This window comes from Streptomyces sp. f51 (assembly GCF_037940415.1).
GTDB lineage: Bacteria > Actinomycetota > Actinomycetes > Streptomycetales > Streptomycetaceae > Streptomyces.
The window spans coordinates 1273364-1299782 of record NZ_CP149798.1; the positions used below are offsets into that span (position 1 = coordinate 1273364).

At 71.8% G+C, this 26419-nt stretch carries 24 protein-coding genes; 15 read left to right on the forward strand and 9 right to left on the reverse strand.

Translation table 11 applies throughout. The features are described from left to right. Window positions 1-11: 11 nt before the first annotated feature. From WJM95_RS05710 to WJM95_RS05720, 3 genes are all read left to right on the forward strand, one after another. Complete coding sequence (locus WJM95_RS05710; RefSeq protein ID WP_339128366.1) at window positions 12-3887, forward strand: Pls/PosA family non-ribosomal peptide synthetase; 3876 nt, start codon at window positions 12-14, stop codon at window positions 3885-3887. A 73-nt stretch (window positions 3888-3960) separates the two neighbouring features. Continuing rightward, window positions 3961-5388 carry a M1 family metallopeptidase gene (locus WJM95_RS05715; protein WP_339128367.1) on the forward strand — a complete coding sequence of 476 codons (1428 nt, stop codon included), beginning with the start codon at window positions 3961-3963 and terminating at the stop codon, window positions 5386-5388. A gap of 4 nt (window positions 5389-5392) precedes the next feature. Further along, complete coding sequence (locus WJM95_RS05720) at window positions 5393-5767, forward strand: YchJ family metal-binding protein (RefSeq protein WP_339128368.1); 375 nt, start codon at window positions 5393-5395, stop codon at window positions 5765-5767. A gap of 21 nt (window positions 5768-5788) precedes the next feature. Here the strand turns inward: WJM95_RS05720 and WJM95_RS05725 are convergent, their stop codons facing one another. After that, entirely contained in the window at window positions 5789-6490 is a 702-nt protein-coding gene (locus WJM95_RS05725) for a FadR/GntR family transcriptional regulator (RefSeq protein ID WP_339128369.1), read from the reverse strand. A gap of 130 nt (window positions 6491-6620) precedes the next feature. Here WJM95_RS05725 and WJM95_RS05730 point away from each other — a divergent pair, with 130 nt between their 5' ends. Beyond that, window positions 6621-7148, forward strand: a complete 528-nt coding sequence (locus WJM95_RS05730; RefSeq protein WP_339128370.1) for a gluconokinase — start codon at window positions 6621-6623, stop codon at window positions 7146-7148. Window positions 7149-7275: 127 nt separating this feature from the next. Further along, on the forward strand, window positions 7276-8673 hold the full coding sequence (locus WJM95_RS05735) for a gluconate:H+ symporter (RefSeq protein ID WP_339128372.1): 1398 nt from the start codon (window positions 7276-7278) through the stop codon (window positions 8671-8673). Window positions 8674-8818: 145 nt separating this feature from the next. On the opposite strand, the gene WJM95_RS05740 is transcribed toward WJM95_RS05735, so the two are convergent. From WJM95_RS05740 to WJM95_RS05760, 5 genes are all read right to left on the reverse strand, one after another. Beyond that, a complete protein-coding gene (locus WJM95_RS05740) occupies window positions 8819-9454 on the reverse strand; it encodes a cytochrome b/b6 domain-containing protein (protein ID WP_339128374.1) in 636 nt (211 codons plus the stop codon). Further along, the gene (locus WJM95_RS05745; RefSeq protein WP_339135374.1) at window positions 9438-10127 is read right to left on the reverse strand and encodes a molybdopterin-dependent oxidoreductase; all 690 of its coding nucleotides are present in this window, start codon (window positions 10125-10127) and stop codon (window positions 9438-9440) included. The genes WJM95_RS05740 and WJM95_RS05745 overlap by 17 nt, the downstream gene beginning before the upstream one ends. A 342-nt stretch (window positions 10128-10469) precedes the next feature. Then, window positions 10470-12035, reverse strand: coding sequence for an APC family permease (locus tag WJM95_RS05750; RefSeq protein ID WP_339128375.1), 1566 nt, complete (start codon window positions 12033-12035; stop codon window positions 10470-10472). A 40-nt stretch (window positions 12036-12075) separates the two neighbouring features. Then, window positions 12076-13026 (reverse strand): hypothetical protein, encoded by a 951-nt coding sequence (locus WJM95_RS05755; RefSeq protein WP_339128377.1) that lies wholly within the window; start codon window positions 13024-13026, stop codon window positions 12076-12078. 271 nt (window positions 13027-13297) lie between these two features. Continuing rightward, complete coding sequence (locus WJM95_RS05760) at window positions 13298-14953, reverse strand: FAD-binding dehydrogenase (RefSeq protein ID WP_339128378.1); 1656 nt, start codon at window positions 14951-14953, stop codon at window positions 13298-13300. A gap of 306 nt (window positions 14954-15259) precedes the next feature. Here WJM95_RS05760 and WJM95_RS05765 point away from each other — a divergent pair, with 306 nt between their 5' ends. From WJM95_RS05765 to WJM95_RS05805, 9 genes are all read left to right on the forward strand, one after another. Then, on the forward strand, window positions 15260-16153 hold the full coding sequence (locus WJM95_RS05765; protein ID WP_339128379.1) for a DMT family transporter: 894 nt from the start codon (window positions 15260-15262) through the stop codon (window positions 16151-16153). Between the two features lie 152 nt (window positions 16154-16305). Continuing rightward, the gene (locus WJM95_RS05770; RefSeq protein ID WP_339128380.1) at window positions 16306-16821 is read left to right on the forward strand and encodes an NUDIX domain-containing protein; all 516 of its coding nucleotides are present in this window, start codon (window positions 16306-16308) and stop codon (window positions 16819-16821) included. Window positions 16822-16926: 105 nt separating this feature from the next. Continuing rightward, window positions 16927-17319: a DUF202 domain-containing protein gene (locus WJM95_RS05775; protein WP_339128381.1), complete on the forward strand. Its 393-nt coding sequence runs from the start codon at window positions 16927-16929 to the stop codon at window positions 17317-17319. After that, window positions 17316-17654, forward strand: coding sequence for a DUF202 domain-containing protein (locus tag WJM95_RS05780; protein WP_339128382.1), 339 nt, complete (start codon window positions 17316-17318; stop codon window positions 17652-17654). The genes WJM95_RS05775 and WJM95_RS05780 overlap by 4 nt, the downstream gene beginning before the upstream one ends. 66 nt (window positions 17655-17720) lie before the next feature. Then, window positions 17721-18062 carry a metalloregulator ArsR/SmtB family transcription factor gene (locus tag WJM95_RS05785; RefSeq protein WP_339128383.1) on the forward strand — a complete coding sequence of 114 codons (342 nt, stop codon included), beginning with the start codon at window positions 17721-17723 and terminating at the stop codon, window positions 18060-18062. A gap of 3 nt (window positions 18063-18065) precedes the next feature. Continuing rightward, a complete protein-coding gene (locus WJM95_RS05790; protein ID WP_339128384.1) occupies window positions 18066-18572 on the forward strand; it encodes an SRPBCC family protein in 507 nt (168 codons plus the stop codon). Then, on the forward strand, window positions 18572-19240 hold the full coding sequence (locus tag WJM95_RS05795) for a dihydrofolate reductase family protein (protein WP_339128385.1): 669 nt from the start codon (window positions 18572-18574) through the stop codon (window positions 19238-19240). The genes WJM95_RS05790 and WJM95_RS05795 overlap by 1 nt, the downstream gene beginning before the upstream one ends. 182 nt (window positions 19241-19422) lie before the next feature. Continuing rightward, window positions 19423-20445: a phosphotransferase family protein gene (locus WJM95_RS05800; protein WP_339128386.1), complete on the forward strand. Its 1023-nt coding sequence runs from the start codon at window positions 19423-19425 to the stop codon at window positions 20443-20445. Between the two features lie 6 nt (window positions 20446-20451). Next, window positions 20452-21666, forward strand: coding sequence for an acyl-CoA dehydrogenase family protein (locus WJM95_RS05805; protein WP_339128387.1), 1215 nt, complete (start codon window positions 20452-20454; stop codon window positions 21664-21666). A gap of 141 nt (window positions 21667-21807) precedes the next feature. Here the strand turns inward: WJM95_RS05805 and WJM95_RS05810 are convergent, their stop codons facing one another. The 3 genes from WJM95_RS05810 to WJM95_RS05820 form a co-directional block, all read right to left on the reverse strand. Further along, window positions 21808-22401, reverse strand: coding sequence for a TetR/AcrR family transcriptional regulator (locus tag WJM95_RS05810; protein ID WP_328454182.1), 594 nt, complete (start codon window positions 22399-22401; stop codon window positions 21808-21810). A gap of 68 nt (window positions 22402-22469) precedes the next feature. Further along, window positions 22470-24131, reverse strand: coding sequence for an AMP-binding protein (locus WJM95_RS05815; protein WP_339128390.1), 1662 nt, complete (start codon window positions 24129-24131; stop codon window positions 22470-22472). Beyond that, window positions 24128-24892, reverse strand: a complete 765-nt coding sequence (locus tag WJM95_RS05820) for an SDR family oxidoreductase (protein WP_339128391.1) — start codon at window positions 24890-24892, stop codon at window positions 24128-24130. Before WJM95_RS05820 ends, WJM95_RS05815 begins: the two co-directional genes overlap by 4 nt. Window positions 24893-25120: 228 nt before the next feature. Between WJM95_RS05820 and WJM95_RS05825 the strand changes: the two genes are divergently transcribed. Then, window positions 25121-26368: a DUF1343 domain-containing protein gene (locus tag WJM95_RS05825; RefSeq protein ID WP_339128393.1), complete on the forward strand. Its 1248-nt coding sequence runs from the start codon at window positions 25121-25123 to the stop codon at window positions 26366-26368. The last annotated feature ends 51 nt before the right edge of the window (window positions 26369-26419 follow it).

Here is a 26419-nt window from a genome sequence, read left to right on the forward strand (position 1 = left end):
GTGAGGACCCGATGGCAGCCCTCCAGCAAGGCCCCGCACTCGCGCTGTCCGACGACGAGGTGCGTGCGGAGTTCGGTGACCAGGCGCGTTTCTCCGCCGCTCCGGCCGCCTCGCCGCGCACGCTCGTCGACATCCTCGACGCCTCCGTCCGGGCGTACCCCGACGAGCCCGCCCTCGACGACGGCCGGCGCGCCCTGACCTACCGGGCCCTGGCCGCCGAGGTGGAAGCGGTGCGGACGCGGCTCGCCGCGGCGGGGGTAGGGCTCGGCGACCGGGTCGGCGTACGGGTCCCGTCCGGCACGAACGAGCTGTACACGGCGATCCTCGGCGTCCTCGCGGCGGGGGCCGCCTATGTCCCGGTGGACGCCGAGGACCCCGACGAGCGGGCCGAGCTGGTCTTCTCCGAGGCCGGGGTCCGCGCGGTCGTCGGCGCGGGACACGAACTGACCGTCACCGGCCGCTCCGAGGTCCCGGCCGGGCGGCCGGGCGTCGAACACGACGCCTGGATCATCTTCACGTCGGGTTCCACCGGAAAGCCCAAGGGCGTGGCCGTGAGCCACCGCAGCGCCGCCGCCTTCGTGGACGCGGAGGCGAGCCTCTTCCTGACCGAGGAGCCCATCGGCCCCGGCGACCGGGTCATGGCGGGCCTGTCCGTCGCCTTCGACGCCTCCTGCGAGGAGATGTGGCTCGCCTGGCGGTACGGGGCCTGTCTGGTGCCCGTACCGCGCTCCCAGGTGCGCAGCGGCGCCGACCTCGGCCCCTGGCTGGTCGAGCAGGAGATCACCGTGGTCTCCACCGTGCCCACGCTGGCCGCGCTGTGGGAGCCCGAGACCCTGAACGAGGTCCGGCTGCTGATCTTCGGCGGCGAGGCCTGCCCGCCCGAGCTGACCCAGCGCCTGGTGACCGAGGGCCGCGAGGTGTGGAACACCTACGGCCCGACCGAGGCGACCGTGGTGGCCTGTGCGTCGCTGCTGACCGGCGAGGAGCCCATCCGGATCGGGCTGCCGCTGAACGGCTGGGAGCTCGCGGTCGTCGACGAGGCGGGCGAGCCGGTGCCCATGGGCGGCAGCGGCCAGCTGGTGATCGGCGGGGTCGGACTCGCCCGCTATCTCGACGCCGAGAAGGACGCGGAGAAGTACGCGCCGCTCCCGTCCCTGGGCTGGGAGCGCGCGTACCGCAGCGGCGACCTGGTCAGGGCGGAACCCGAGGGGCTCATCTTCCTCGGGCGGGCCGACGAGCAGATCAAGCTCGGCGGACGCCGGATCGAACTCGGCGAGGTGGACGCGGCACTCCAGGCGCTGCCCGGTGTCGCGGGCGCGGCGGCCGCCGTACGGACCGCGCGCGGCGGCAATCAGCTGCTGGTCGGCTATGTCGTCACCCAGGACGGCTGGGACCAGGCGACCGCCGTCGAGAAGCTGCGCGCGGAACTGCCCGCCGCGCTCGTTCCGCTGATCGCGCCGGTCGGTGACCTGCCGACGCGGACGTCGGGCAAGGTCGACCGGAACGCTCTGCCCTGGCCGCTGGAGGGGCTGGAGACCGGCGGTGCCAAGGAGGAGCTGTACGGCACCGAGGCCTGGCTCGCCGAGCAGTGGAGCGAGGTCCTCGGCATCCCGGTGGGGGGCGCGGGCGACGACTTCTTCGCGATCGGCGGCTCCAGTCTTGCGGCCGCCCAGCTCACCACGCGGCTGCGCGCCCGCTATCCCAGCGCCGCCGTGCTCGACATCTACCAGCAGCCCGTGCTGCGCAAGCTGGCCCGGCACCTGGAGAGATCCGCCCAGGACGACGGGGCGGAGCGGGTGATCGCGCCGGTCCCGGTGCGCGCCAAGCTGGTCCAGCTGCTGGTCCTGGTTCCGCTGTTCGCCCTGCTCGGGCTGCGCTGGACGGTGGCACTGACCGCGCTCGGCAACGTACTGCACCGGTTCGGCCCGTACCCGTGGGCGCCTGGCGCCTCGTGGTGGCTGGTGGGCGCCGGCGCTCTGGTCCTGTACAGCCCGCCGGGGCGGCTCGCCGTCGCCGCGGGCGGTGCGCGGCTGCTGCTGCGCGGGGTGAGGGCCGGCCGGTATCCGCGGGGCGGGAGCGTCCATCTGCGGCTGTGGACGGCCGAGCGGCTCGCCGCGTTCAGCGGCGCGACCTCGCTGACCGGGTCCTGGCTGGAGCGGTACGCCCGTGCGCTGGGCGCCCGGATCGGTCAGGACGTGGATCTGCACTCGCTGCCGCCGGTGACCGGCATGCTCAAGATGGGCCGGGGTGCCGCCGTCGAGTCGGAGGTGGACCTGTCGGGGTACTGGCTGGACGGCGACCGGCTGGAGATCGGCGCGGTCAAGGTGGGCGCCGGCGCGGTGGTCGGAACGCGCAGCATCCTCTTCCCGGGGTCCCGGGTGGGCAAGCGTGCCGAGGTGGCGCCGGGTTCGGCCGTGACGGGCCAGATCCCGACCGGGCAGCGGTGGGCCGGTGCGCCCGCGGTCAAGCTCGGCAAGGCCAAGCGCGCGTGGCCCAAGGACCGGCCGCAGCGCGGCACGTACTGGCGGGCGATGTACGGCGCGACCGGGTTCGGGCTGAGCTCGCTGCCGGTGCTGGCCTCGCTCGCGGCGCTGCTCGTGGCCCGGGTCTTCGTGAGCGCGGACGCCGGTGCGGGCGCGGCCCTTCGCGGTGCGGTGCTCGCCCTGGTTCCGGCGACGCTCGCCTTCGGCCTTGCGTACGCGCTGCTGCTCCTGGTGGCCGTACGGCTGCTGAGTCTCGGGCTGCACGAGGGCACGCATCCCACGCACAGCAGGATCGGCTGGCAGGCCTGGACGGTCACCCAGCTGATGGACCGCTCGCGGGAGACGCTGTTCCCGCTGTACGCCGGTCTGATCACGCCGGTGTGGCTGCGGCTGCTCGGCATGCGGATCGGCCGGGGCGCGGAGGTGTCGACCGTGCTGGCGCTGCCGAGTCTGACGACGGTGGGCGACGGCGCGTTCCTCGCGGACGACACCCTGACGGCTCCGTACGAGCTCGGTGGCGGCTACATGCGCATCGGGAGGGCCGAGATCGGGCGGCGGGCGTTCCTCGGCAATTCCGGGATGACCGCTCCGGGCCGCAGTGTGCCGGAGGGGGGTCTGGTCGGGGTGCTGTCGGCGACGCCGAAGAAGGCGAAGAAGGGCAGCTCGTATCTGGGGCTGCCGCCGATGAAGCTGCCGCGTGCGGCGCAGGGCGGCGACCAGAGCCGCACGTACGAGCCGCCGGCCCGGCTGCTGTGGGCGCGTGGTCTGGTGGAGCTGTGCCGGCTGGTGCCGGTGTTCTGTTCGGCGGCACTGGCCGTGCTGACGGTGGCCGCGCTGTGCGCGCTGGGTCCGTGGGCGTGGGTGTTCTCGGGCGGGGTGCTGTTCGCCGCGGGCGTGCTGGCGTGCCTGCTCTCCGTCGTGGCGAAGTGGCTGCTGGTGGGTCGGCATCGCTCCGGTGAGCATCCGCTGTGGAGCGGCTTCGTGTGGCGCAACGAGCTGGCCGACACCTTCGTGGAGGTCGTCGCCGTGCCGTGGCTGGCGGGATCCGTGCCCGGTACGCCGCTGATGACGGCGTGGCTGCGGGGGCTCGGCGCCAGGATCGGCCGGGGCACGTGGGTCGAGAGTTACTGGCTGCCCGAGACGGACCTGGTGACGCTGGGCGACGCGGTCACGGTGAACCGGGGCTGTGTGCTCCAGACCCACCTCTTCCACGACCGGATCTTGCGGACGGATACTGTGGTCCTCCGTGAGGGTGCCACTCTGGGTCCGGGCGGAATCGTCCTGCCCGGCAGCACCGTCGGGGCCCGTTCCACCCTGGGTCCCGCGTCGCTGGTGATGGCGGCGGAGTCCGTTCCCGACGACACCCGCTGGCTGGGCAACCCGATCGAGGCCTGGCGTTCGTAGCGGAATCGACCTGATCGGACAGGAAGGGCGGTACAGCGGCACGTCGAGCACAGGGCAGGGAGCAGTCGCAGCAGTGAGCGTTCAGCAGACAGCGGGACCGGACCCCTATTTCCCGGCCAACGGAGATCCCCGTTACCGGGTGCACCGGTACGAGCTCGCGCTGGACTACCGCCCCGGCCCGAACCGGCTGTCCGGCACCGCGCGGATCAACGCCATAGCGGGCCGTTCCGCGCTGACCGAGTTCCAGCTGAACCTGGCCGACTTCCGGATCGGCCGTGTCCGTGTCGACGGCAAGGCACCGCACTACACGCACCGGGGCGGCCGGCTGCGGATCCGTCCGCCGAAGCCGCTGCGGGCCGGTGCCGCGTTCACCGTCGAGGTGCACTGGTCGGGCAACCCCAAGCCGGTGAGCAGCCCCTGGGGCGGGCTCGGCTGGGAGGAGCTGGAGGACGGGGCGCTGGTGGCGAGCCAGCCGGTCGGTTCGCCGTCCTGGTACCCGTGCAACGACCGTCCGGCCGACAAGGCCGCGTACCAGATCTCGGTCACCACGCCCTCCGCCTACGCGGTGGTGGCCGGAGGGCGTCTGCTGACGCGGACGACGAAGGCGTCGACGACGACCTGGGTGTACGAGCAGCCCGCGCCCACCTCCAGCTATCTGGTGGGCCTGTCGATCGGCAAGTACCAGACGGTGCTGCTCGGCGACCCGGGTCTCGGGGGCGTACCGCAGTCGGGGTATCTGCCCGCGCAGCTGCTCCCGGAGTTCTCGCGGGACTTCGCGCGGCAGCCCGCGATGATGGAGCTGTTCCAGAACCTGTTCGGGCCGTATCCGTTCGGCGAGTACGCGGTCGTGGTGACCGAGGAGGAGCTGGACGTCCCGGTCGAGGCACAGGGCCTTTCGCTGTTCGGCGCCAATCATGTGGACGGGGCGCGGGGTTCGGAGCGGCTGATCGCGCACGAGCTGGCCCACCAGTGGTTCGGCAACAGTGTGACCATCGCGGACTGGCGGCACATCTGGCTGAACGAGGGGCTCGCGAAGTACGCCGAGTGGCTGTGGTCGGAGCGCTCCGGCGGCCGCCCGGCGCGTCAGCTCGCCGCCGCCGCGCACCGCAAGCTGGCCGCGCTGCCGCAGGATCTGCTGCTGTCGGACCCGGGCCGCAAGCTGATGTTCGACGACCGGCTCTATCAGCGCGGCGGACTCGTGGTGCACGCGATCCGCTGCGCGATGGGCGACGAGGCCTTCTTCCGCATGCTGCGTGGCTGGGCGACGCTGCACCGGGGCGGCACGGTCACCACGTCGGTCTTCACCGCGCATGTCTCGCGCTACGCGGCCGAGCCGCTGGACGAGCTGTTCACGGCGTGGCTGTACGAGACGGCGCTGCCGCCCCTGCCGGAGGCCGCCGCGCAACTGCCCGGGGCCGCACGTCAGTTGCCGGCCCGGCCCGCCTATCCGCCCACCTATCCGGCGCCGGGCGCTGACCCGGCGCGGGTCCGGGGAGAATGACGCGATGACCAGCCGTTCCTGTCCTTGCGGGCTCACCGGGCCGTACGCGCGCTGCTGCGGGCGCTTCCATCGCGGTGAGGCCGCGGCGCCGAGTGCCGAGGCGCTCATGCGGTCGCGTTACTGCGCCTTCGTTCAGGAGGACGAGGGGTATCTGCTGCGTACCTGGCATCCGCGGACCCGTCCTGCCCGGGTGGAGTTCGACCCGGGCATGCGGTGGACCGGTCTGGAGATCCTGGACACGGCGCAGGGCTCGGCGTTCCACACCACGGGGACCGTGACGTTCCGGGCCTCCTACCGGGGCGGTTCGCTGCACGAGCGGAGCCGGTTCGAGCGGGTCGACGGGGCGTGGGTGTACGTGGACGGGGAGTTCCTGGACTGAGCACCGGACGTGCGCCGGACTTCAGGGGGCGAGGACGTCCAGTTCCTGGAGCGCGCCGGCCGTGATCTCCCGGGTGAGCTGCTCGGCGCGCGGGGCGTCGCCCTCGCGGACGGCCTCGGCGAGCTGGACGTGCAGGGTGACGGCGGCCGGGTCGGGGTCCGCGAACATGACGTCGTGATGGGTGCGGCCGGACAGGACCTCGGCGACGACGTCCCCGAGCCGGGCGAACATCTCGTTGCCCGACGCCCTGAGGATCACCCGGTGGAAGGCCACGTCGTGGACCAGATAGCCCTCCAGCTGGTGCCCGCGCGAGGTGGCGACCATGCCGAGCGCGCACTCGGTGAGCTCGGCGCACTGCTCCGCGCTGGCGTGCCGGGCGGCCAGTCCCGCGGCGACGGGTTCGATCGCCGAGCGCAGGACGGTGAGGGAACGCAGCTGGTGGGGGCGGTCGGCGCCGGCCAGGCGCCAGCGGATGACCTGGGGGTCGTAGACGTTCCACTCGGACTTGGGGCGGACCGTCACGCCCACACGGCGGCGGGACTCGACCAGGTACATGGATTCGAGCACCCGGACCGCCTCGCGCATCACGGAGCGGGACACCTCGAAGCGCTGGGCGAGTTCGTCGGTGCGCAGCACGCTGCCCGGCGGGTAGTCGCCCGCCGTGATGGCCGGCCCGAGGGACTCCAGTACGTGTCCGTGCAGCCCCCGGTCCCGTGTGGTCATGGGGTCAGGGTACGAGGCGGACGTCACGATTAAAAAGTCAGACTTATACATCACATACTCTTGAATTTGTCGTACCTAATGCGTTTCAGTGGCGTCGACATCAGATGTCGACGAAGACAGCGAGAGCGTGATGCAGCACAGTCCCACCCCCCATGTCGTCGTGGTCATGGGCGTCGCAGGCACCGGGAAGACCACCATCGGCCCGCTGCTCGCGGCCCGGCTCGGCGTTCCGTACGCCGAGGGCGACGACTTCCACCCGCAGGCCAACATCGCCAAGATGTCGGCCGGGACGCCGCTGACCGACGAGGACAGGTGGCCGTGGCTGGACGCCATCGGGCACTGGGCGCACGGCCGGGCCGGGCTCGGCGGTGTGGTCAGCAGCTCGGCGCTCAAGCGCGTCTACCGGGACCGGCTGCGCGCGGCCGCGCCCGGGGTCGTCTTCGTGCATCTGACCGGTGACCGCGAGCTCATCGAGGACCGGATGTCGCACCGCAAGGGGCACTTCATGCCCACCGCGCTCCTGGACTCGCAGTTCGCCACGCTCCAGCCGCTGGCGGCGGACGAGGCCGGGGTCGACGTGGACGTGTCCGGCGAGCCGGCAGAGATCGCCGAGCGGGCCGTGACGGCACTCGGCGCCCTCGAGGCTCCCCGCCCGTAACGCCCCGGCTCCACGAGCGCCCCGGGCCCCAGCGCCCCACCCCGTACTCGTACCCGTGACAACGCTGTCCTCCGTGCGACAGCGCGTACCACCTTCCCCACGACCGTTTCTCAAGCAAGGGACAACCGTGACCAGACTCAGTGTCGAGATGCTGGCAGCGGACGCCGTCGAACCGATCACCTCGGCGGGCCACGCTCAACTGGGCATAGCCGTGCTGGCGGGTATCGCCGTCATCGTCCTGCTCATCACGAAGTTCAAGCTGCACGCCTTTCTCGCCCTGACCATCGGCTCGCTGGCGCTCGGCGCGTTCGCCGGCGCCCCGCTCGACAAGGTCATCGTCAGCTTCACCACCGGACTCGGCACGACCGTGGCCGGTGTGGGTGTCCTGATCGCCCTCGGCGCGATCCTCGGCAAACTGCTCGCCGACTCGGGCGGCGCCGACCAGATCGTCGACACGATCCTCGCCAGGGCGGGCGGTCGCGCGATGCCCTGGGCGATGGTGCTGATCGCCTCGGTGATCGGACTGCCGCTGTTCTTCGAGGTCGGCATCGTGCTGCTGATCCCGGTGGTCCTGATGGTCGCCAAGCGCGGCAACTACTCACTGATGCGGATCGGCATCCCGGCCCTCGCCGGGCTGTCGGTGATGCACGGTCTGATTCCGCCGCACCCCGGTCCGCTGGTCGCGATCGACGCGGTGAAGGCGAACCTCGGCATCACGCTCGCCCTCGGCGTCCTGGTCGCGATCCCGACCGTGATCGTCGCCGGTCCGGTGTTCTCGCGGTACGCGGCCCGCTGGGTGGACGTCCAGGCGCCCGACCGCATGGTCCCGGCGCGCGCCTCGGAGGATCTGGAGAAGCGCCCGAGCTTCGGCGCGACCCTCGCGACCATGCTGCTGCCGGTCGTGCTGATGCTGGCCAAGGCCCTGGTGGACATCATCGTCGACGACCCGGCGAACATGACCCAGCGCGTCTTCGACGTCGTCGGGGCGCCGCTGATCGCGCTGCTCGCGGCCGTGATCGTGGGCATGTTCACGCTGGGCCGGGCGGCGGGCTTCACCCGGGACCGCATCTCGACGACCGTCGAGAAGTCCCTCGCGCCCATCGCCGGCATCCTGCTCATCGTCGGCGCGGGCGGCGGCTTCAAGCAGACGCTGATCGACTCCGGTGTGGGCCGGATGATCCTGGAGATCTCCAAGGACTGGTCGATCCCCGCGCTGCTGCTGGCCTGGCTGATCGCGGTGGCGATCCGGCTCGCGACCGGTTCGGCGACCGTCGCCACCATCTCGGCGGCCGGTCTGGTCGCGCCCCTCGCGGCCGACATGTCGACCACCCACACGTCCCTGCTGGTCCTCGCGATCGGCGCGGGCTCGCTCTTCTTCAGCCATGTCAACGACGCCGGCTTCTGGCTGGTGAAGGAGTACTTCGGCCTGGACGTCGGCCAGACGGTGAAGACCTGGTCCGTCATGGAGACGATCATCTCGGTGGTGGCCGGAGGACTGGTCCTGTTGCTGTCCCTCGTCCTCTAGGGCCACGGTCCTTCCGGCCGGTCCCGATCCGGGCGGAAGGACGGCGAACGGCCGGTCCCGACCCGGCCGGAAGCACGGCGAACGGGCCGTGGGAAGAACCTGGACCGGTTCTTCCCACGGCCCGTTCGCCGTCGTCGGCACGCGGTCAGGGCCGCCACAGCGGATGTTCGCGATCCGCCCACCGGCGGCTCACCGATCCCGTGCGCAGACCCCGCCTGGCCTCCGGATCGGCCAGCGCCATACCGATGTGGCCCCCGAGGACGATCCCGACGGTGAGGGCCAGCCAGTCGTGGACGAACGTCGCCGAGGTGCGCCACATCAGCGGGGTGAGGTGGGTGAACCACATCAGCAGGCCCGTGCCCAGCATCACCAGCGTGGCCCCGGAGATCCAGGCCGCGTAGACCTTCTGTCCGGCGTTGAACTTGCCCGCCGGGCGGGACCGCGGATCCTTGTCGCGGCGCAGCGCCGCCTTCAGCCACACCCGGTCGTGCGGGCCGAAGCGGTTCAGGAAACCGAGGTCACGGCGGAACGCGCGGGAGGCGAGGCCCGCCAGGACCGGCAGCGGGAGCGCCACACCGGCCAACTCGTGGACCCGGACGACGAGTTCGCGACGGCCCACGAGTTCGGCGAACTGGGGGATGTAGAGGCAGGCCGCGGTGGCCACGCACAGGCCCATCAGCACGGCGGTGACCCGGTGCACCCAGTGCTCGGCCCGGGTGAAGCGCCGTACGTCGGAGGAAGGCGCGGACACGGTCGGCGTCCCGTCAGCTCGTGGGTTCATCGTCGCGTCCGTTCGAGCGGCCGACCCAGGCGTCGACGTCGTACCCACGATTCTCCCAGTACCCGGGACGGACGTCCTTGGTGACCGTGATGCCCGAGAGCCACTTGGCGGACTTGTAGAAGTACATCGGGGCCACGTAGAGCCGGACCGGGCCGCCGTGGTTGTGGCCGACGGGCTTGTCCTGCATGCGCAGGGCCACCAGGACGTCCGGGCGATGGGCCTGGCGCAGGCTGAGGCTCTCCGTGTACGTCCCGTCGAAGCAGGTGAAGCGGACGGCCCCGGCCGAGGGGCGCACCCCTGCGGCGTCGAGCAGATGCGACAGGCGTACGCCCTCGAAGGGGGTGCTCGGCACCCGCCAGCCGGTGACGCACTGGACGTCGTGCACGAGACGGGTCTGGGGCAGGGCGCGCAGATCCGCGAGGGTGTAGCTGGTGGGCCGGTCGACCAGGCCGTCGATCGTGAGGCGGTAGTCCGTCTCGTTCTTGTGGGGTACGGAGGCGGCCACCGAGTAGTAGCGGAACCCGCCGCCGTTGGGCAGGAGGCCCGTCAGGCCCGTGGGGTCGCGCTGGGAGGCGCCGGCCAGGAAGGCGTCCGTCGCGCGCTGGAGCGAGGGCGCGGCCAGGACGCCGAGGGCGCCGAGTCCGAGCGTGCCGAGCAGGACCCGGCGGCCGATGGGCCTGCCGTGCTCCCCGGACGCCTCGTGCTCCGCGTCGCCGGGGTCCCGGTCCTCCGGGTCCCGGTGCTCCGGGCGTTCCTCCGGCTCCCGGTGCTCCGGGCGTTCCTCGCGCTCGTGGCGTCCCAGGCGTTCCTCGTGCTCCTGGCGTTCCTCGTCCTCCGGTTCCCGGGGCCGCTCTCGCTCCGGGTCCGGTTCCCCGGGCCTTTCAGTGTTCACCCCTTGATTCGAGCACCCGCGACCCCCAAAAAGCCAGCGGCGGCGGGTGCTCGTCAGCGTTCCGTCATCTCTTCTTACCCACGGTCGGGGATCGTGGGTCCCGAAGTGGACGGCGGGGCCGCGTCAGGAGGCGGACTCGGCCGCCTTGTCCAACTGGAAGGCCTCGTTCCCGAGGCCGATCCGGGCGTGCGCCTCGGGCTTGCGGGAGCGCAGCACCAGACCCTGGACGAGACCGACGACCAGCGCGACCCCGATGACGGCGGGCAGCAGCACGTTCAGGGCCGAGTCGGGACCCGAGCCGACGAGCACGTCGAAGTCCTTGACCGTGTAGACCGCGATGACGAGCAGGGCGAGGCCCGCGATCCCGGAGGTGACCAGGCGCCAGGACTGGGCGCGGGCGGCGCCGCGGCGGACGAAGAAGACGATGACCGAGAGCGAGGCGGCCGCCATCAGCAAGGTGACGCCGAGCGCTCCGACGTTGCCGCCCCAGGTGAACAGGCGGAGCACCGGCGCGGTCGGGTCGCCGGCGGGCTTGTCGTCGGACAGGGCGAAGCCGCCGACCACGATCAAGGACACCACGGTGTGCAGGAGCGAGCCGGTGCCGGGGGCTCCGCTGGACTCGGAGGTGCGGCCGAAGGCGCTGGGCAGCAGGCCCTCGCGGCCCATGGCGAAGGCGTACCGCGCGACGACGTTGTGGAAGCTGAGCAGCGCGGCGAACATGCCGGTCACGAACAGCACGTGCAGGACGTCGGTGAAGGTGGAGCCGAGGCGTGACTCGGTGAGGAAGAACAGCAGTCCCGCGCTCTGCTTCTGGGACGTCCCCACGATCGCCGAGGGGCCGGTGGCGACGGTGAGCGCCCAGGAGCTGATGGCGAAGAAGACGGCGACGAAGCCGATCGCCAGGAACATCACGCGCGGCACGAGGATGTGCGGGCGGCTGGTCTCCTCGGCGTAGACGGGGGCCTGTTCGAAGCCGGTGAAGGCCGCGATGCAGAAGCACAGCGCGGTGCCGACGCCCGCTCCGGTGAGGGTGTCCGGGTTGAAGGCGTGCAGCGACAGTCCGGCCTTGGCGGGGTCGCCGACGGCCGCGATGTCGAAGACGACGACGAGCGTCACCTCGATGACCAGCAGCACGCCGAGCACCCAGGCGTTGACGTCGATCTTGAGCCAGGCCAGCGCGCCGACGACGAGCACGGCGGCCAGCGCCGGTATCCACCAGACGAGCTGGGTGTCGAGGTAGGTGGCGAACAGCCCGGAGACCTCGAAGCCGAACAGGCCGTAGATGCCGACCTGGAGCGCGCTGTAGGCGACGAGGGCGACAGCGGCCGCGCCCGCGCCCGGGGTGCCGCCGAGTCCGCGCGAGATGTACGCGTAGAAGGCGCCCGCGTTGTGGACGTGCCGGCTCATCTCGGCGTACCCGACGCTGAAGAGCACGAGGACGATGCCGAGGATGACGAAGAGCAGCGGCTGTCCGACGATCCCCATCACCGCGAATGTGGTGGGCATGACACCCGCAACCACCATGAGCGGGGCGGTCGCCGCGAGGACGGACAGGAGCAGTCCCGCCGTGCCGAGACGGCCGGCGCGCAGGGCCCGGTCCTGCCCCTTGAACGTGCTGATGCCGGCGCCGTCGGCGTCCGGTCTTCCCGTGCTCGACGTACTCGATGTGCTCGAACTGCCCGTCGTCATCGCGGGGTCGTCCTTTCGGATGTCGGTCTTCGGGGGTCGTTCACACCGTGCCGAGCACGCGGTCGCGCGCGGCACGGAAGGCTTGGTACCCGTCGCGGTCCGGGTACGACCACGGAGCCGCGGTCGGGTGCTCCGCGATGCGCAGGAACAGGGCGGCGGCCTCGCCGTCCCGGCCTTCGCAGATCTTGGCGTGGGCGAGGTAGTTGAGGTCGACGAGCCGGCGCGGATGTTCGCCCTGCTGCCACTCCAGCCACCAGTCGAAGGCCGCCTTCATCACCTGGCGGGCGCGGCGCCCGGCCCAGTGTCCGGAGGTGACCGGGTCGGGGCCCTCGCTCCCGGCGCCGGCGAGCACGCGGTAACGCTCGGCGTGCGCGACGACCGGAAGGATCGCGAGCGGCGAGTCGTCGGGCGCCTGCTCGGCCGACCAGTTGGCGAAGTCGTACACCTCGTGCAGGGGGTCCTGGCCCGCCCCGGCGCGGCGCTCGGCGAGCCGGGCGACCATCAGATGGTGCGCGTGGTGATGGACGGCGTGCCGGTGGCGCACCTCGTCGAAGAGGCGGACCACGTCGTCCTCGGCCCCGAGCGAGCGTTCCAGGAGGAGCAGCCCGAGCCAGGGGGTGGGGTCGTCGGGGACGAGATCGGCCGCGCGCCGGCAGGCCTCGCGGGCACTGTCCGGGCGCTCCTTGCCGTGCAGGGCGCGCTGCACGGCGGCGCAGCCGAGCAGCACGGCGGCATCGGCGGACTCCGGTTCGGCGAGCTGCCAGTCGCGGACCCAGGCGTGTGTGGCGGGCTCCTGCGCGAGGACGGTGACGCGGTGCCCGCGGAGGTCCCAGTCGTCACCGGTCGCGGCGAGCAGGTCGCGGACCTCGGTCCACCGCCCCTGGTTCAGCGAGGTACGTGCGGCAACGAGTCCGGCGTCGTCGAGGGCGGCGTCGAAGGCCTGGGACGTCCGCTTGCGGCCGCGACCCAGGGGAGGTGGGGGTGGTGACACCGCTGCTCAACCTCACAGGCGCGGTTCGTCAAAGGGTGATCACACACAGCAAACCCGGAGCCAGGCATTCAAGTCAAGCTCCGGCCAAGTCGCTACACGTGTCAACTGCTCCCGTGTACAGGGCAGTTACCTTCGTGGCGTCCCACAAAGTCCTGAACAGACCCCTTTTCCACCCGACTTGGGACCTCTCATCGGCCCCGAGCGGCGGCGGGCCGCCGATGTCCTGATGACAACGGCGGCCCGCTTCGGCGCACTTGGACGTCGGCCGCGATCAGCCGAGCGCCTCGGCCGCGGCACGGCCCGCCGTGCGGCCGGAGAAGAGGCAGCCGCCGAGGAAGGTGCCCTCCAGCGACCGGTATCCATGGACACCGCCGCCGCCGAATCCGGCGGCCTCACCGGCGGCGTAGACACCCTCAAGCGGGTCGCCGCCCTCGGTCAGCACCCGCGAGGAGAGGTCGGTCTCCAGACCGCCGAGGGTCTTGCGGGTCAGGATGTTCAGGCGCACCGCGATCAGCGGTCCGGCCGCGGGATCGAGGATGCGGTGCAGGGGCGCGGTGCGGATCAGCTTGTCGCCGAGGTAGTTGCGGGCCCCGCGGATCGACATGACCTGGAGGTCCTTGGTGAACGGGTTGGCGATCTCCCGGTCCCGCGCGACGATCTCGCGGCGCAGGGCCGCCTCGTCGATGAGCGGCTTCTCGGTGAGCGCGTTCATCCCACGCACCAGGGCGCCGAGGTCCTTCTCGACGACGAAGTCGGCGCCGTTGTCCATGAACGCCTTGACCGGTCCCGGCACGTCCGCACGGGCCCGGCCGATGACGCCCCGGACGGACTTGCCGGTCAGGTCGGGGTTCTGCTCGGAGCCGGAGAGCGCGAACTCCTTGCCGATGATCTTCTGGTCCAGCACGAACCAGGTGTAGTCGTACCCGGTCCTCATGATGTGTTCGAGGGTTCCGAGCGTGTCGAAGCCCGGGAACAGCGGGACCGGCAGCCGGTTGCCGCGCGCGTCCAGCCAGAGGGAGGAGGGGCCCGGAAGGATGCGGATGCCGTGCTTGTCCCAGATGGGGTTCCAGTTCTGGATGCCCTCGGTGTAGTGCCACATGCGGTCGCGGTTGATCAGGCGGGCGCCGGCCCCCTCGGCGATCCCGAGCATGGCGCCGTCGACGTGCGCGGGGACGCCGGAGATCATCCGCTCGGGCGGGGTGCCGAGCCGCTCGGGCCAGTTGGCGCGTACGAGGTCGTGATTGCCGCCGATGCCGCCGGAGGTCACGATCACGGCCTGGGCCCGCAGCTCGAAGGAGCCGGTGACCGTCCGGCTGCTGGCCTGGCCGCGCTCGATGCCGGACGGCTCCAGGACCTCGCCGGTGACGGTGTCGACGGAGCCCGCGCTGCGGGACAGGCCGGTGACCCGGTGCCGGAACCGCAGCTCGACCAGCCCGCGGGCCACGCCTTCCCTCACCCGGCGCTCGAACGGGGCGACGAGGCCGGGACCTGTCCCCCAGGTGATGTGGAAGCGCGGCACCGAGTTGCCGTGCCCGTTGGCGTCGTAGCCGCCGCGCTCGGCCCAGCCCACCACCGGGAAGAAACGCACGCCCTGCCCGTGCAGCCAGGACCGCTTCTCGCCAGCCGCGAAGTCGACGTACGCCTCGGCCCAGCGGCGCGGCCAGTGGTCCTCGGGCCGGTCGAATCCGGCCGTGCCCATCCAGTCCTGGAGGGCGAGCTCGTGCGTGTCCTTGATCCGCATGCGGCGCTGTTCGGGCGAGTCGACGAAGAAGAGCCCGCCGAAGGACCAGTGCGCCTGGCCGCCGATCGACTGCTCGGGCTCCTGGTCGAGGAGGATCACCCTGCGGCCGGCGTCGACGAGCTCCGCGGTCGCCGCGAGGCCCGCGAGCCCGGCTCCGATGACGATCACATCTGCGTCGTAGGCCATGGGCCCGTCCTCTCGCGTTCCGACGGGTCTGACCGGGCCGGCGTCACTGGGACGACCTGATGACGTTTGTCACGAACCGATCGGTGGCGTCGCTGGTTGGTGAGACATTGGTGGTGACGGTGGTGGCCGACCGTGCGGCCGACCAGCACTTGTTACTGATCGGTCCGAATACTCGGCAAGAAAGGTGACCGAGTCAACCGCCTGGTTCCGGTTACTCCCGGGGCGGGGCCCCGGCCCTTGGCACTACAGTCGGCGGCATACGCACCACTGGCCCGCCCCGACTCCTGACGCATCGAGGTACCCAGCGTGTCGGTACTGGTTCTGGTCCTCTCGGTGAGCGCCGCCTGCTGTCTCGGCTTCGGCTTCGTGCTCCAGCAGAACGCCGCCTCGCACGCCCCGCTGAGCGACTTCCTCTCGCCCCGCATCCTGATCGACCTGATCCGCGTCCCGCGCTGGCTGGGCGGTATCGGGCTCATGGTGTGCGGCATGGTCCTCGGGGCGATCGCGCTCGGCAACGGCGAGGTGTCGCTGGTCGAGCCGCTCCTGGCGACCAACCTGCTCTTCGCGCTCGCTCTGTCCCGGCATCAGACCAAACAGCCGCTCGGCCGGCAGGGCTGGGCCGGGCTCCTGCTGCTCGCGGGCGGAGTCTCGGCGTTCATCGTGGCCGGGCAGCCACAGGGCGGCGAGGCCATCGACGACCCGCTGCGGCACTGGCTGATCATCGGGATCGTGGTCGGTCTCGCGCTGCTGCTCACCACCTTCGCGAAACGGTCCCGGCTCAGCGCCGGCCCCGTCCTCCTCGCCACCGCCGCGGGGCTGCTCTACGGCCTCCAGGACGCCCTCACCCGGGTCAGCGGCCAGCGGTTCAGCGCGGGCGGTCCGGGCGAGCTGCTGACCGGCTGGCAGCCGTACGCGGTGCTCGTCCTCGGCGTGAGCGGGCTGATCCTCGTCCAGAGCGCCTTCGAGACCGCGCCGCTGCGGATGTCGCTGCCCGCGCTCACCGCCGCCCAGCCGCTCGCCGGGATCGTCTGCGGGGTGGGATTCCTCGGGGACCAGCTGCGCACCGACGCCGGCGCCCTCGCCTGGCAGGCCGCGGGGCTCGCGGGCATCGTCACCGGGATCATCCTGCTGGGCATGCACCCGGCGATGCCCTCGGGCACGACGGAGCCGGAGCGCTCCCGGGACCTCCAGCCGCACTGAACGGCCCCGTGCACTGAAGGGCCCCCGGCACTCCTTGCCGCCCGGCCGCCCGGCCGGTGACTCCCCCTCGCACCCGGCACGGCGCCCCTCCGTTCGCCCGGACGGGCGTCAGCGCCGCCTGCGGGCGACCGGCAGCTGCTTGGATGGATCCCATGAGTGCCGCTGACGAGATCCTCGACATCGTGGACGAGAACGACGAGATCATCGGGCAGTCCCCGCGCGGGGAGGCGTACGCGCGCGGGCTGCGCCACCGGTGCGTGTTCATCGAGGCCCGGGACGCCCGGGGCCGGGTCTTCGTCCACCGCCGCACCCCCACCAAGCTGGTGTTCCCCTCGTTCTACGACATGTTCGTCGGCGGGGTCGTCGGCGCGGGCGAGTCCTACGACGACGCGGCGCTGCGCGAGGCCGAGGAGGAACTCGGCGTCTCCGGGCTCCCCCGCCCGACTCCCCTCTTCAAGTTCCTGTACGACGACGGGGCCGGCGCGAGCTGGTGGTCGGCCGTCTACGAGGTCCGCTGCGAGCTCCCGGTGAACCCGCAGGCCGAGGAGGTCGCCTGGCACGACTTCCTCACCGACGACGAGGTGGAGTCCCGCCTCGACGAATGGACCTGGGTGCCGGACGGACTGGCCGCCCACGAGCGGCTCACCGACTACCGGGCGATGGACTGATCCGTCCGGCCGAACCCGGCCGGGCAGGCCCGGGGCGCCCCGCTCCGGGCCTGCCGGACGGCGCCGGAGGGGCTCCGCGCCGGGCTCCCCGGTAGGGTCCTGGGCGTGATCGAACTCGTGCGCAACGTCCGGATGTGGTTCGCGCCGCAGGAGATCCGGCACGAGGGCAGCACCCCGGACTACCGGTTCTCCCTGGCCAACGAGCGGACCTTCCTCGCCTGGCTGCGCACCGCGCTCGCGCTCATCGGCGGCGGCTTCGCCGTGGACCAGTTCCTGCCCGACCTGCGCTGGGCCTGGCGGGCGGGCCTCGCCCTGGCGCTGCTGGGGTCGGGCGTGCTCTGCGCGCTGCGCGCCGTGAACCACTGGGTGCGCTGCGAGCGGGCGATGCGGCGCGGCGAGGACCTGCCGGTGTCACGCTTCCCGGCGCTGCTGAGCATCGTGGTCGCGGTCGTCGCGGTCGCGATGGTCGTCGTCGTCCTCGTCGGCTGGGCGGGATGACCGCGCCCCCGGGGGAGGAGCGCGACCCGGGCCTCCAGCCGGAGCGCACCCGGCTGGCCTGGCGCCGTACGACCCTCTCCTGCACCGTCGCCGCCGTGCTCGCCGCGCGGGCGGCCCTGCGCGACCGGCACGCGGCGGCCGGGATCGTGGCGTTCGCGTTCTGCTGCCTCCTCTGGCTGGCGTTCCTCGTCCTCGCCCATCGCCGTATCCGCGCCCTGGCGGCCGCCGGCCCCGCGGGTCCGCCCGCGCTCACGCCCCGGCACGCGACGGCGACCGCGCTGTGCACGGTGGCCCTGGCCGCGTGCGCGGCGGCGCTGGTGTTCCAGCGGCCATGACCTGGGACGTGCGTTCCGGACCGCGTTCCCCTTGATGTATTCCGATATGGGAATACGATGGCTGCCATGGCACGAGCAGCGACGACCTCGGACGCGTTCAACGCGATAGCGGAGCCGCAGCGGCGGGACATCCTGATGCTGCTGCGGGCGGGTGAGCGGCCGGTGACCGATGTGGCCCAGGAGCTGGGGATGAGCCAGCCGGGGGCGTCCAAGCACCTGCGGGTGCTCCGGGAAGTGGGACTGGTACGGGTCCGCGAGGCGGGCAAGCAGCGCCTCTACGGCCTGGACGCCCGCGGGCTGCGGCCGATCCACGAGTGGGTCGGCGGGTTCGAGCGGTTCTGGAACGAGAGCTTCGACCGGCTCGACACCTATGTGCAGGACCTCAAGCAGACACGGCAGGAGGACTGAGCGATGGCAGGGGCAAGACAACAGACACAGGCGGAGCCGGCGACGGCCGACCGGGAGATCGTGATCTCCCGGATCATCGACGCCCCGCGGGAGCTGGTGTTCGAGGCGTTCACCGAGGTCCGGCACCTGTCGCGGTGGTGGGGCCCGGACGGCTTCACCACCACCACACGGTCCTTCGAGTTCCGCGAGGGCGGGGAGTGGGTCTTCGTGCTGCACGGGCCGGACGGGACCGACTACCCCGAGTGGATCCGCTGGGTGCGGATCGTCCCGCCGGAGCGGATCGAGCTGCTGCACGGCGAGCGCCGCGACGACCCGGACGCCTTCGAGTCGGCGCTGGCCTTCGAGCGGGACGGCGCGGCGACCCGGATCGAGATGCGCACGCTGTTCCCCACCAGGGAACTGCGCGACGCGGCGGTCGAGAAGTACCACGCGATCGAGGGCGGCCGGCAGACCCTGGACAACCTGGCGGCCTACGTCGCCGACCTCACGCGGAAGGGAGCTGGAAGCTGATGGCCGGGAAGGTGTTCTTCAGCGTGTCGATGTCGCTGGACGGCTTCGTCGCACCCGAGCCCGTCCCCGTCGAGAACGAGCTCTTCTCGCCGGACCGGCAGGACGACCCCGACGTCCGGCGCTGGACGGCGCAGTGGATGGAGCTCCAGCAGTGGATCTTCCCGCAGCGGTTCTTCCGGGAGAACCTGGGGCTGGGCGAGGGCGGCGAGGAAGGCGTCGACAACGACATCGCGCGGGAGACGTTCGAGCGCACCGGCGCGAGCGTCATGGGCCGGCGCATGTTCGACCTCGGTGAGCAGTCATGGCCCGAGGACGCGCCCTTCCACACCCCGGTCTTCGTCGTGACGCACGATCGGCGTGACCCGTGGGAGCGGCTCGGTGGCACCACGTTCCACTTCGTCACCGACGGCATCGAGAAGGCCCTCGACGGAGCCCGGGAGGCCGCCGGCGACCGTGACGTCCGTATCGCCGGCGGGGGCACGACGATCCTCCAGTACCTGAACGCCGGTCTGGTCGACGAGTTCTCGGTCACGGTGTCGCCGGTGCTGTTCGGCGCCGGCACCCGTCTGTTCGACGGTGTGGACGCGTCCAGGATCGCGCTGGAACCGGTCCGTTCCGCACCCTCCTCACGGGTGACGCATCTGACCTACGCCGTGCGCGCGCGGTAGTCGCGACGCCGGTCCGCCCCGGCGGCCGGCGGCGAGCGGGAGTCCGGCCGCCCCGGGGGGCCGGACTCCCGCGAAGCCGTGCTCCCGGCGAGACGCCGATCACGTTTCGGCCAGCCGCTGGACGACATACCGACTGGTCGGCATCATGGTCATGTCCCGTTCCCGTGTGCTGAGGAGCAATGATGAGCCCGGACCACCCGCCAGGTCTCGATCTCGACCGGCTGCGCGGCCTGCTCGACCGTGAGCGGCCCGGACTCGTGAACGGCCCGCTGACGGGCCGGCTGATCGAGGGCGGACGGTCGAACCTCACCTACGCGGTCACCGACGGCACCGGCAGCTGGGTCGTACGACGGCCCCCGCTCGGCCATGTGCTGGCCACCGCGCACGACATGAAGCGCGAGCACCGGGTGATCAGCGCGCTGCACCCGACGGCCGTGCCGGTCCCCGACCCCGTGCTCCTGTGCGAGGACGAGTCGGTGCTCGGCGCCCCGTTCTACGTCATGGAGTTCGTCGAGGGCACCCCGTACCGCACCGCGGACCAGCTCGCCCCGCTCGGCCCGCAGCGCACCCGCGACGCGGTGCTCGGTCTGGTCGACACCCTGGTCGAACTGCACGCGGTGGACCCGGCCGAGGTCGGACTCGCCGACTTCGGCCGCCCCGAGGGCTTCCTCGACCGGCAACTGCGCCGCTGGGGCAAGCAGTTGGACGCGTCCCGCAACCGCGAGCTGGCCGGCATCGACGAACTGCACGCCGCCCTGGGCCGCGAACTGCCCGACTCCCCCGCGCCCACCGTCGTCCACGGCGACTACCGGCTCGACAACGTACTGATCGGATCCGACGACCGGATCACGGCGATCCTGGACTGGGAGATGTCCACGCTCGGCGATCCGCTCACCGACCTCGGGCTGCTCGTCATGTACAGCACGCCCCTGGAACTGCCCAACTCCCCCATCAGCACAACCGCTTCGGCCGCCGGGCACCCCGAGGCGGCCGAGATCGTCGAGCGGTACGCCGCGCGCTCGGGGCGCGACGTCTCCGCGGTCTCCTGGTACACAGCCTTCGCCTGGTTCAAGCTCGCCGTGATCCTGGAGGGCATCCACTACCGCTACACCAAGGGCCAGACGGTCGGCGGCGGCTTCGACCGCATCGGCGAGCTGGTCCCCGTCTTCATCGAGCACGGCCTGACCACCCTTCAGGAAGGCTGACCCGCCATGGACTTCGCATTCGACGCGCGCACCGAAGAGCTGCGCGGGAAGCTGCTCGCCTTCATGGACGAGCACGTCTATCCGGCGGAGGCCGTCGCGGAGGAGCAGCGCGCCCTGCTGGCCTCGCCGTGGGACACCCCCGCCGTGGTCGGTGAGCTGAAGGCCGAGGCCCGCAGGCAGGGTCTGTGGAACCTGTTCCTGCCGGACTCCGAGTACGGTGCCGGGCTGACCAACCTCCAGTACGCGCCGCTCGCCGAGATCACCGGCCGCAGCCCGCACCTGGCGCCCACCGCGCTGAACTGCGCGGCGCCGGACACCGGGAACATGGAGGTGCTCGCCCAGTTCGGCGACGAGGCGCAGCGCAAGCAGTGGCTGGAGCCGCTGCTGGCCGGGGAGATCCGTTCCGCGTTCGCGATGACGGAGCCCGAGGTCGCCTCCTCCGACGCCACGAACATCACCACGCTGATCGAGCGGGAGGGCGACGAGTATGTCGTCACCGGGCGCAAGTGGTACATCTCCGGGGCGATGAACCCCGACTGCAAGATCTTCATCGTGATGGGCAAGACGGACCCGGACGGCCCTGACATCCGACGCCAGCAGTCGATGATCCTGGTCCCCCGTGACACTCCGGGCGTCGAGGTACGGCGTGCCATGCAGGTGTACGGCTACGAGGACCACTCCCACGGCGGGCACGCCGAGGTCGTCTTCGACCGCGTCCGGGTGCCGGCGAGCAACCTGATCGGCGAGGAGGGCGGCGGGTTCGCCATCGCGCAGGCCCGGCTCGGTCCCGGCCGGATCCACCACTGCATGCGGCTGATCGGCATGGCCGAGCGGGCCATCGAGCTGATGTGCCGCCGGGCGGTGGCGCGTACGGCGTTCGGCAAGCCGCTGGCCCAGCAGGGGGTCGTGCAGAACTGGATCGCCGACGCCCGGGTGACCGTCGAGCAGTTGCGGCTGCTGGTGCTGAAGACGGCCTGGATGATGGACACCGTGGGCAACAAGGGTGCCCACACCGAGATCCAGGCCATCAAGATCGCCACTCCGCGGGCGGTCGTGGAGATCCTCGACAAGGCGGTGCAGCTGCACGGTGCCGGCGGGGTCAGCCAGGACTTCCCGCTGGCCGAGCTGTGGGCGTCCGCCCGGACCCTGAAGCTGGCCGACGGCCCCGACGAGGTCCACCAGCGCTCACTGGCCCACCGGGAGATCAAGAAGTACGTCTGACGCCGTGGGGTGCGGGGGGGAGTTTTTCGCCCCCTCCGCCCCTGCCCGTCCCGTACCCGGGGGCGCCGCCCCCGGACCGCCGCTCCTCAATCGCCGGAGGGGCTGATACTCAGCCCCTCCGGCGATTGAGGCCAGAGCGCGCTACGGGCGCAGGGCGCGCAGGAGGAGGTCTGCCAGGTGGTCGGCCACCTCCTGGGGGGCCAGGGGGCCGTCCGGGCGGTACCACGTGGACAGGTGGTGGACCGAGCCGAAGTGGTAGTCGACGACCAGGTCCGCGGGGGTGGCGGTGGAGAAGACGCCCTTCTTCTGGCCCTCCTCGACCAGGGCGCGGAACCGCTCGTGGTAGCGCCGCCGCTCGGAGCGCACCTGCTTGAGCTTCTCGGGCCCGAGATGATGCATCGACCGGAAGAAGATCGAGGCGTCGTCGAGGTTGTCGATGGTCGTGACGACCACGTCGGCCGCCGCGCGCCGCAGCCGCTCCTCGACGGGCGCGTCCGCGTCCGCGAACGCGTCGAGCCGCTCCTGCTGAAGGCGCAGCACACGGGCGTAGACCTCGTGCAGGAGATCGTCCTTGGAGCCGAAGTAGTGGTAGAGCGCCCCCTTGGTGACGCCCGCGGCCTCGACGATCTCCTGCACCGACGTGCGGTCGTAGCCCTGCTCCGCGAAGAGCCGGGTGGCGGCGGCCAGCAGCCGCTGCGGGACGGGCGTGCCGTCACCGTCCGTCGTCCTGGGCACTGCCGCCACCTGCCTTCCGTGCGTTGTGTCGTCGAACGCTGTCTGTCGTCCGCGAGGAATCCTGGAGACTACTGGGAGTCCCGCGGGCGGGAACGCAGTTCCCGCCGGAGGATCTTCCCACTCGCCGTTTTCGGCAGTTCGGGCAGGATCTCCACCCGCCGCGGATATTTGTAGGCGGCCAGTCTCTCCTTGCAGTACGCGGCCAGCGCCTCGGGATCCTCGGCGGCGCCGGGCCGCAGGCTGATGTACGCCATGACGGTCTCCCCGCGGTAGCCGTCCGGGATCCCGACGACGGCGGCCTCGCGGACCGCCGGGTGGGTGTGCAGGACGTCCTCGACCTCGCGGGGCCAGACCTTGAAGCCGGACGCGTTGATCATGTCCTTCTTGCGGTCGACGACGTAGAGCCAGCCGTTCTCGTCCATGAAGCCGATGTCGCCGGTGCGCAGTTCGCCGTCCGGGAAGGTCTCGGCGGTCGCCTCGGGGCGGCGCCAGTAGCCGGGCACCACCTGCGGACCGCTGACGAGGATCTCGCCCTGCTCGCCGAAGGGCACCTCCTGGCCCTGGTCGTCGACGATGCGTACGACCGAGTCAGGTCCCGGCACGCCCACGGCCAGGGTCCCTGAGGCCGGGTCCACGGGCGCCTCCAGGCCGGGGGGCACGGAGGCGCAGGGCGCGGTGCACTCGGTGAGCCCGTAGCCGTTGCGGATGTACGGCCCGAAGCCGGCCCGGAACCGTTCGACGAGGGCGGGCGGCAGCGGGGCGCCGCCGGAGGAGATGTTGACGAAGGACGAGAAGTGGTCCGGTGTGACGTCCGGGTGTGCGGCCAGTGCCATGAAGGCGGTCGAGGGGCCGACGGTGTAGAGCGGCCGGTGTTCGGCGAAGGCCTCCAGGACGACCCCGGCCTCGAAGCGGTACGCGAGGACCAGGGTGCCCGCGCTGTCGAGGCAGGCGGCGAGCTGGCAGACCATTCCGGTGATGTGGAACAAGGGTGCCAGCGCGAAGTACACGGGCGCCTCGGGCAGCGCGAGGCCGGTCCGCTGGCGCTCGGCGTTGTACATGATGTTGCCGTGCGTGTTGGTGGCGCCCTTGGGGGTGCCGCTGGTGCCCGAGGTGTAGCTGATCAGCGCGATGTCCGACGGGCCGAGGACCCGGTCGCCCGGCGCCTTGTGCCCCTGCCGGGCGACGGCGAGGAGGTCGTCGGCGGCCTCGTCGAGGGGCAGGCGCCCGAAGGCCAGCACACGCGGGTCGTTCCGGGTCTGGAGGTCGAGTTCACAGGCCGTGAGGACGACCCGTACGGGCGAGTCGGCGGCGGTCTCGCGCAGATAGGTGTCCCACGCGCGGTCGGAGCACACGAGGGCGGCGGCCTCGGCGTCGTGCAGGACGTGCCGTACCTCGCCGGACTTGTACATCGGGTTGACCGGTACGACGGTCGCGCCGGCCTTCCACGCGCCGAGCAGCGCGATCACGAAGTGCGGGGAGTTCTGGAGCATGACCGCGACCCGGTCGCCCCGCTCCACGCCCCGGTCGGCGAGGTGCCCGGCCACGGAGCCGCTCAGCTCGTCGAGTTCGCGGTAGCTCAGCCGCCCGTCGAAGTAGGCGAGCGCGGTGCGGTCCGGAGTGCGGGCGGTCACGTCCGCGAGGGCGTGCACCAGGGTGTCGGCGGGGTTCACCGGGCCGCGCTGCGCCTCGCTGAGCAGTGCGGTCCAGGGCCGGTCTGCGTAGCCGGTCACTCGGCGGCCTCCCACTTCTGCTGGAGGTGGTTCATGTTCGTCATCCAGCGGTCGGGGTCGGCGGCCCGTGCCTGGTAGTAGGCGGCGACCTCGGGGTGCGGCAGGACCAGGAAGCGGTCCTCCTCGATGCCCTTCATGAGCGCGTCGGCGACGGCCCCGGGCTCGATGGCGGTGGGCTGGAGCACCAGGTCGCCTGCGCTCCCGGTGGCCTCCAGCATGTCGGTGCGCACGCCCTGGGGGCAGATCGCGTGCACCTTCACCCCGCGGTGGCGGTACGTCAGGGACAGCCACTCGGCGAACGCGTACGCGCCGTGCTTGGTGACGCTGTACGGGGCGGCGCCGATCATCGTGAGCAGTCCGGCGGCGGAGACGGTCGAGACGAACCGGCCGCTGCCGCGCTCCAGCCAGTCCGGGAGCAGCGCGTGGGCGGCGCGGACGTGGGCCATCACGTTGACGTCCCAGGCCAGGGCCCACACGCTCTCGTCGGCGGCCTCGGAGCCGCCCGAGCCGACGCCGGCGTTCGCGCAGTAGACGTCCACGGTGCCGCCGAGGGCCTCGCGGGCCTCGTCCACGATCCGGGAGGCGTCTCCGACGACCGCGATGCCACCGATCTCGTCGGCCACGGCCTTCACCTTGCCGGCGTCGAGGTCGTTGACCACGACCCGCGCTCCCTCGGCGGCGAATCTGCGGGCCAGCGCGGCCCCGATCCCGCCCCCCGCTCCGGTGACGACGACTCCCGCACCCTGCATGGCTTCCACCACGGGTCTCCTTCGACGCGACGTGACACGGCTCTGCTGCGACGCCAGACTAACCAGTCGGTATGTAACAAGGGAAGGGTTCCCGGCCGCCGCGCGAGCGGCCTGCGTCACGTCCGCCCCGGCAGCCCCGCGCCGAGCCGCGACAGGCCGACGGTGTCCGTGCCCTACGAACTTCCCCCGCGAGCGCCTAGCGTGCTCGTGCCAGCCTTCCGCGATCACGGAGGTCCCACCATGCGCTTGTCCCGACGGTCCCTGCTCACGGCCGGCACCGCCGCGGCCGCCCTGACCCCGCTGCCCGCCGGGGCGGCGGCGCGGCCCGCGAAGCCCGGCACCCGGCTGCGCACCGGGTTCGAGCGTCTGGCCGGGGACGGGTACGCGCGGCTCGACGGCCGGCGCGTCGGGATCGTCACCAACCCCACCGGCGTCACCCGGGACGTCCGGCACGTCGTCGACGTCATGCACGCCGACGCGCGCGTGGACCTGACGGCCGTCTTCGGACCCGAGCACGGCTTCCGGGGCACCGCGCAGGCGGGCGGATCCGAGGGCCGCTACGACGACCCGGCGACCGGACTGCCCGTCTACGACACGTACTTGAAGAGCGGTCAGCCCCTCGCCGACGTCTTCACCGCGTCCGGCGTGGACACCATCGTCTTCGACATCCAGGACGTGGGGGCGCGCTTCTACACGTACATCTGGACGTTGTACGACTGCATGGAGGCCGCGCAGCTCGCCGGGAAACGGTTCGTGGTCCTCGACCGGCCGAACCCGGTCACCGGACGCTCGGCCCAAGGACCGGTCCTGCACCCCGAGTTCGCGACGTTCGTCGGGCGCAGGCCGATCGCGCAGGCGCACGGGATGACGGTGGCGGAGCTGGCCCGGCTCTTCAACGGCGAGTTCCTGACGGCACCCGTGGAACTCGACACGGTGCTCATGTCGGGCTGGAGCCGCGGGGAGTTCTACGATGCCTCGGGCCTGCCCTGGGTGCCGCCGAGCCCGAACATGCCGACGGCGGACACCGCGTTGGTGTACTCAGGGACCTGCCTGTTCGAGGGGACGAACCTGTCGGAAGGGCGGGGCACGACCCGGCCGTTCGAACTGCTCGGCGCCGAGGGCCTCGACGGGCGCTGGGCCGCCGCGGCCGGTGAACTGGGCCTTCCCGGCGTGCACTTCAGAGAGGCCTACTTCGCCCCCACCTTCTCCAAGTTCCAGGGCAGGACCGTCGGGGGCGTCCAGATCCATGTGCACGACCGGGCCGCCTACGAGCCCGTGCGCACCGGAATCGCCCTCCTGGTGACCGCGAAGAAGGTCTGGAGCGGCTTCGCCTGGCGCTCCGACGACTGGATCGACAAGCTGACGGGCTCGGCGCTGGTGCGCACGATGATCGACGCGGGCGCCGGCACCGACGAGGTCGTGGCGGCCTGGCAGGACGAACTGGACGCCTTCCGCAGGGTCCGCAAGCACTACCTCATCTACACGTGACACGGGGCCCTCTTGCACGAACGAGTGACGTGTGCGTGACGGATAGGTCGT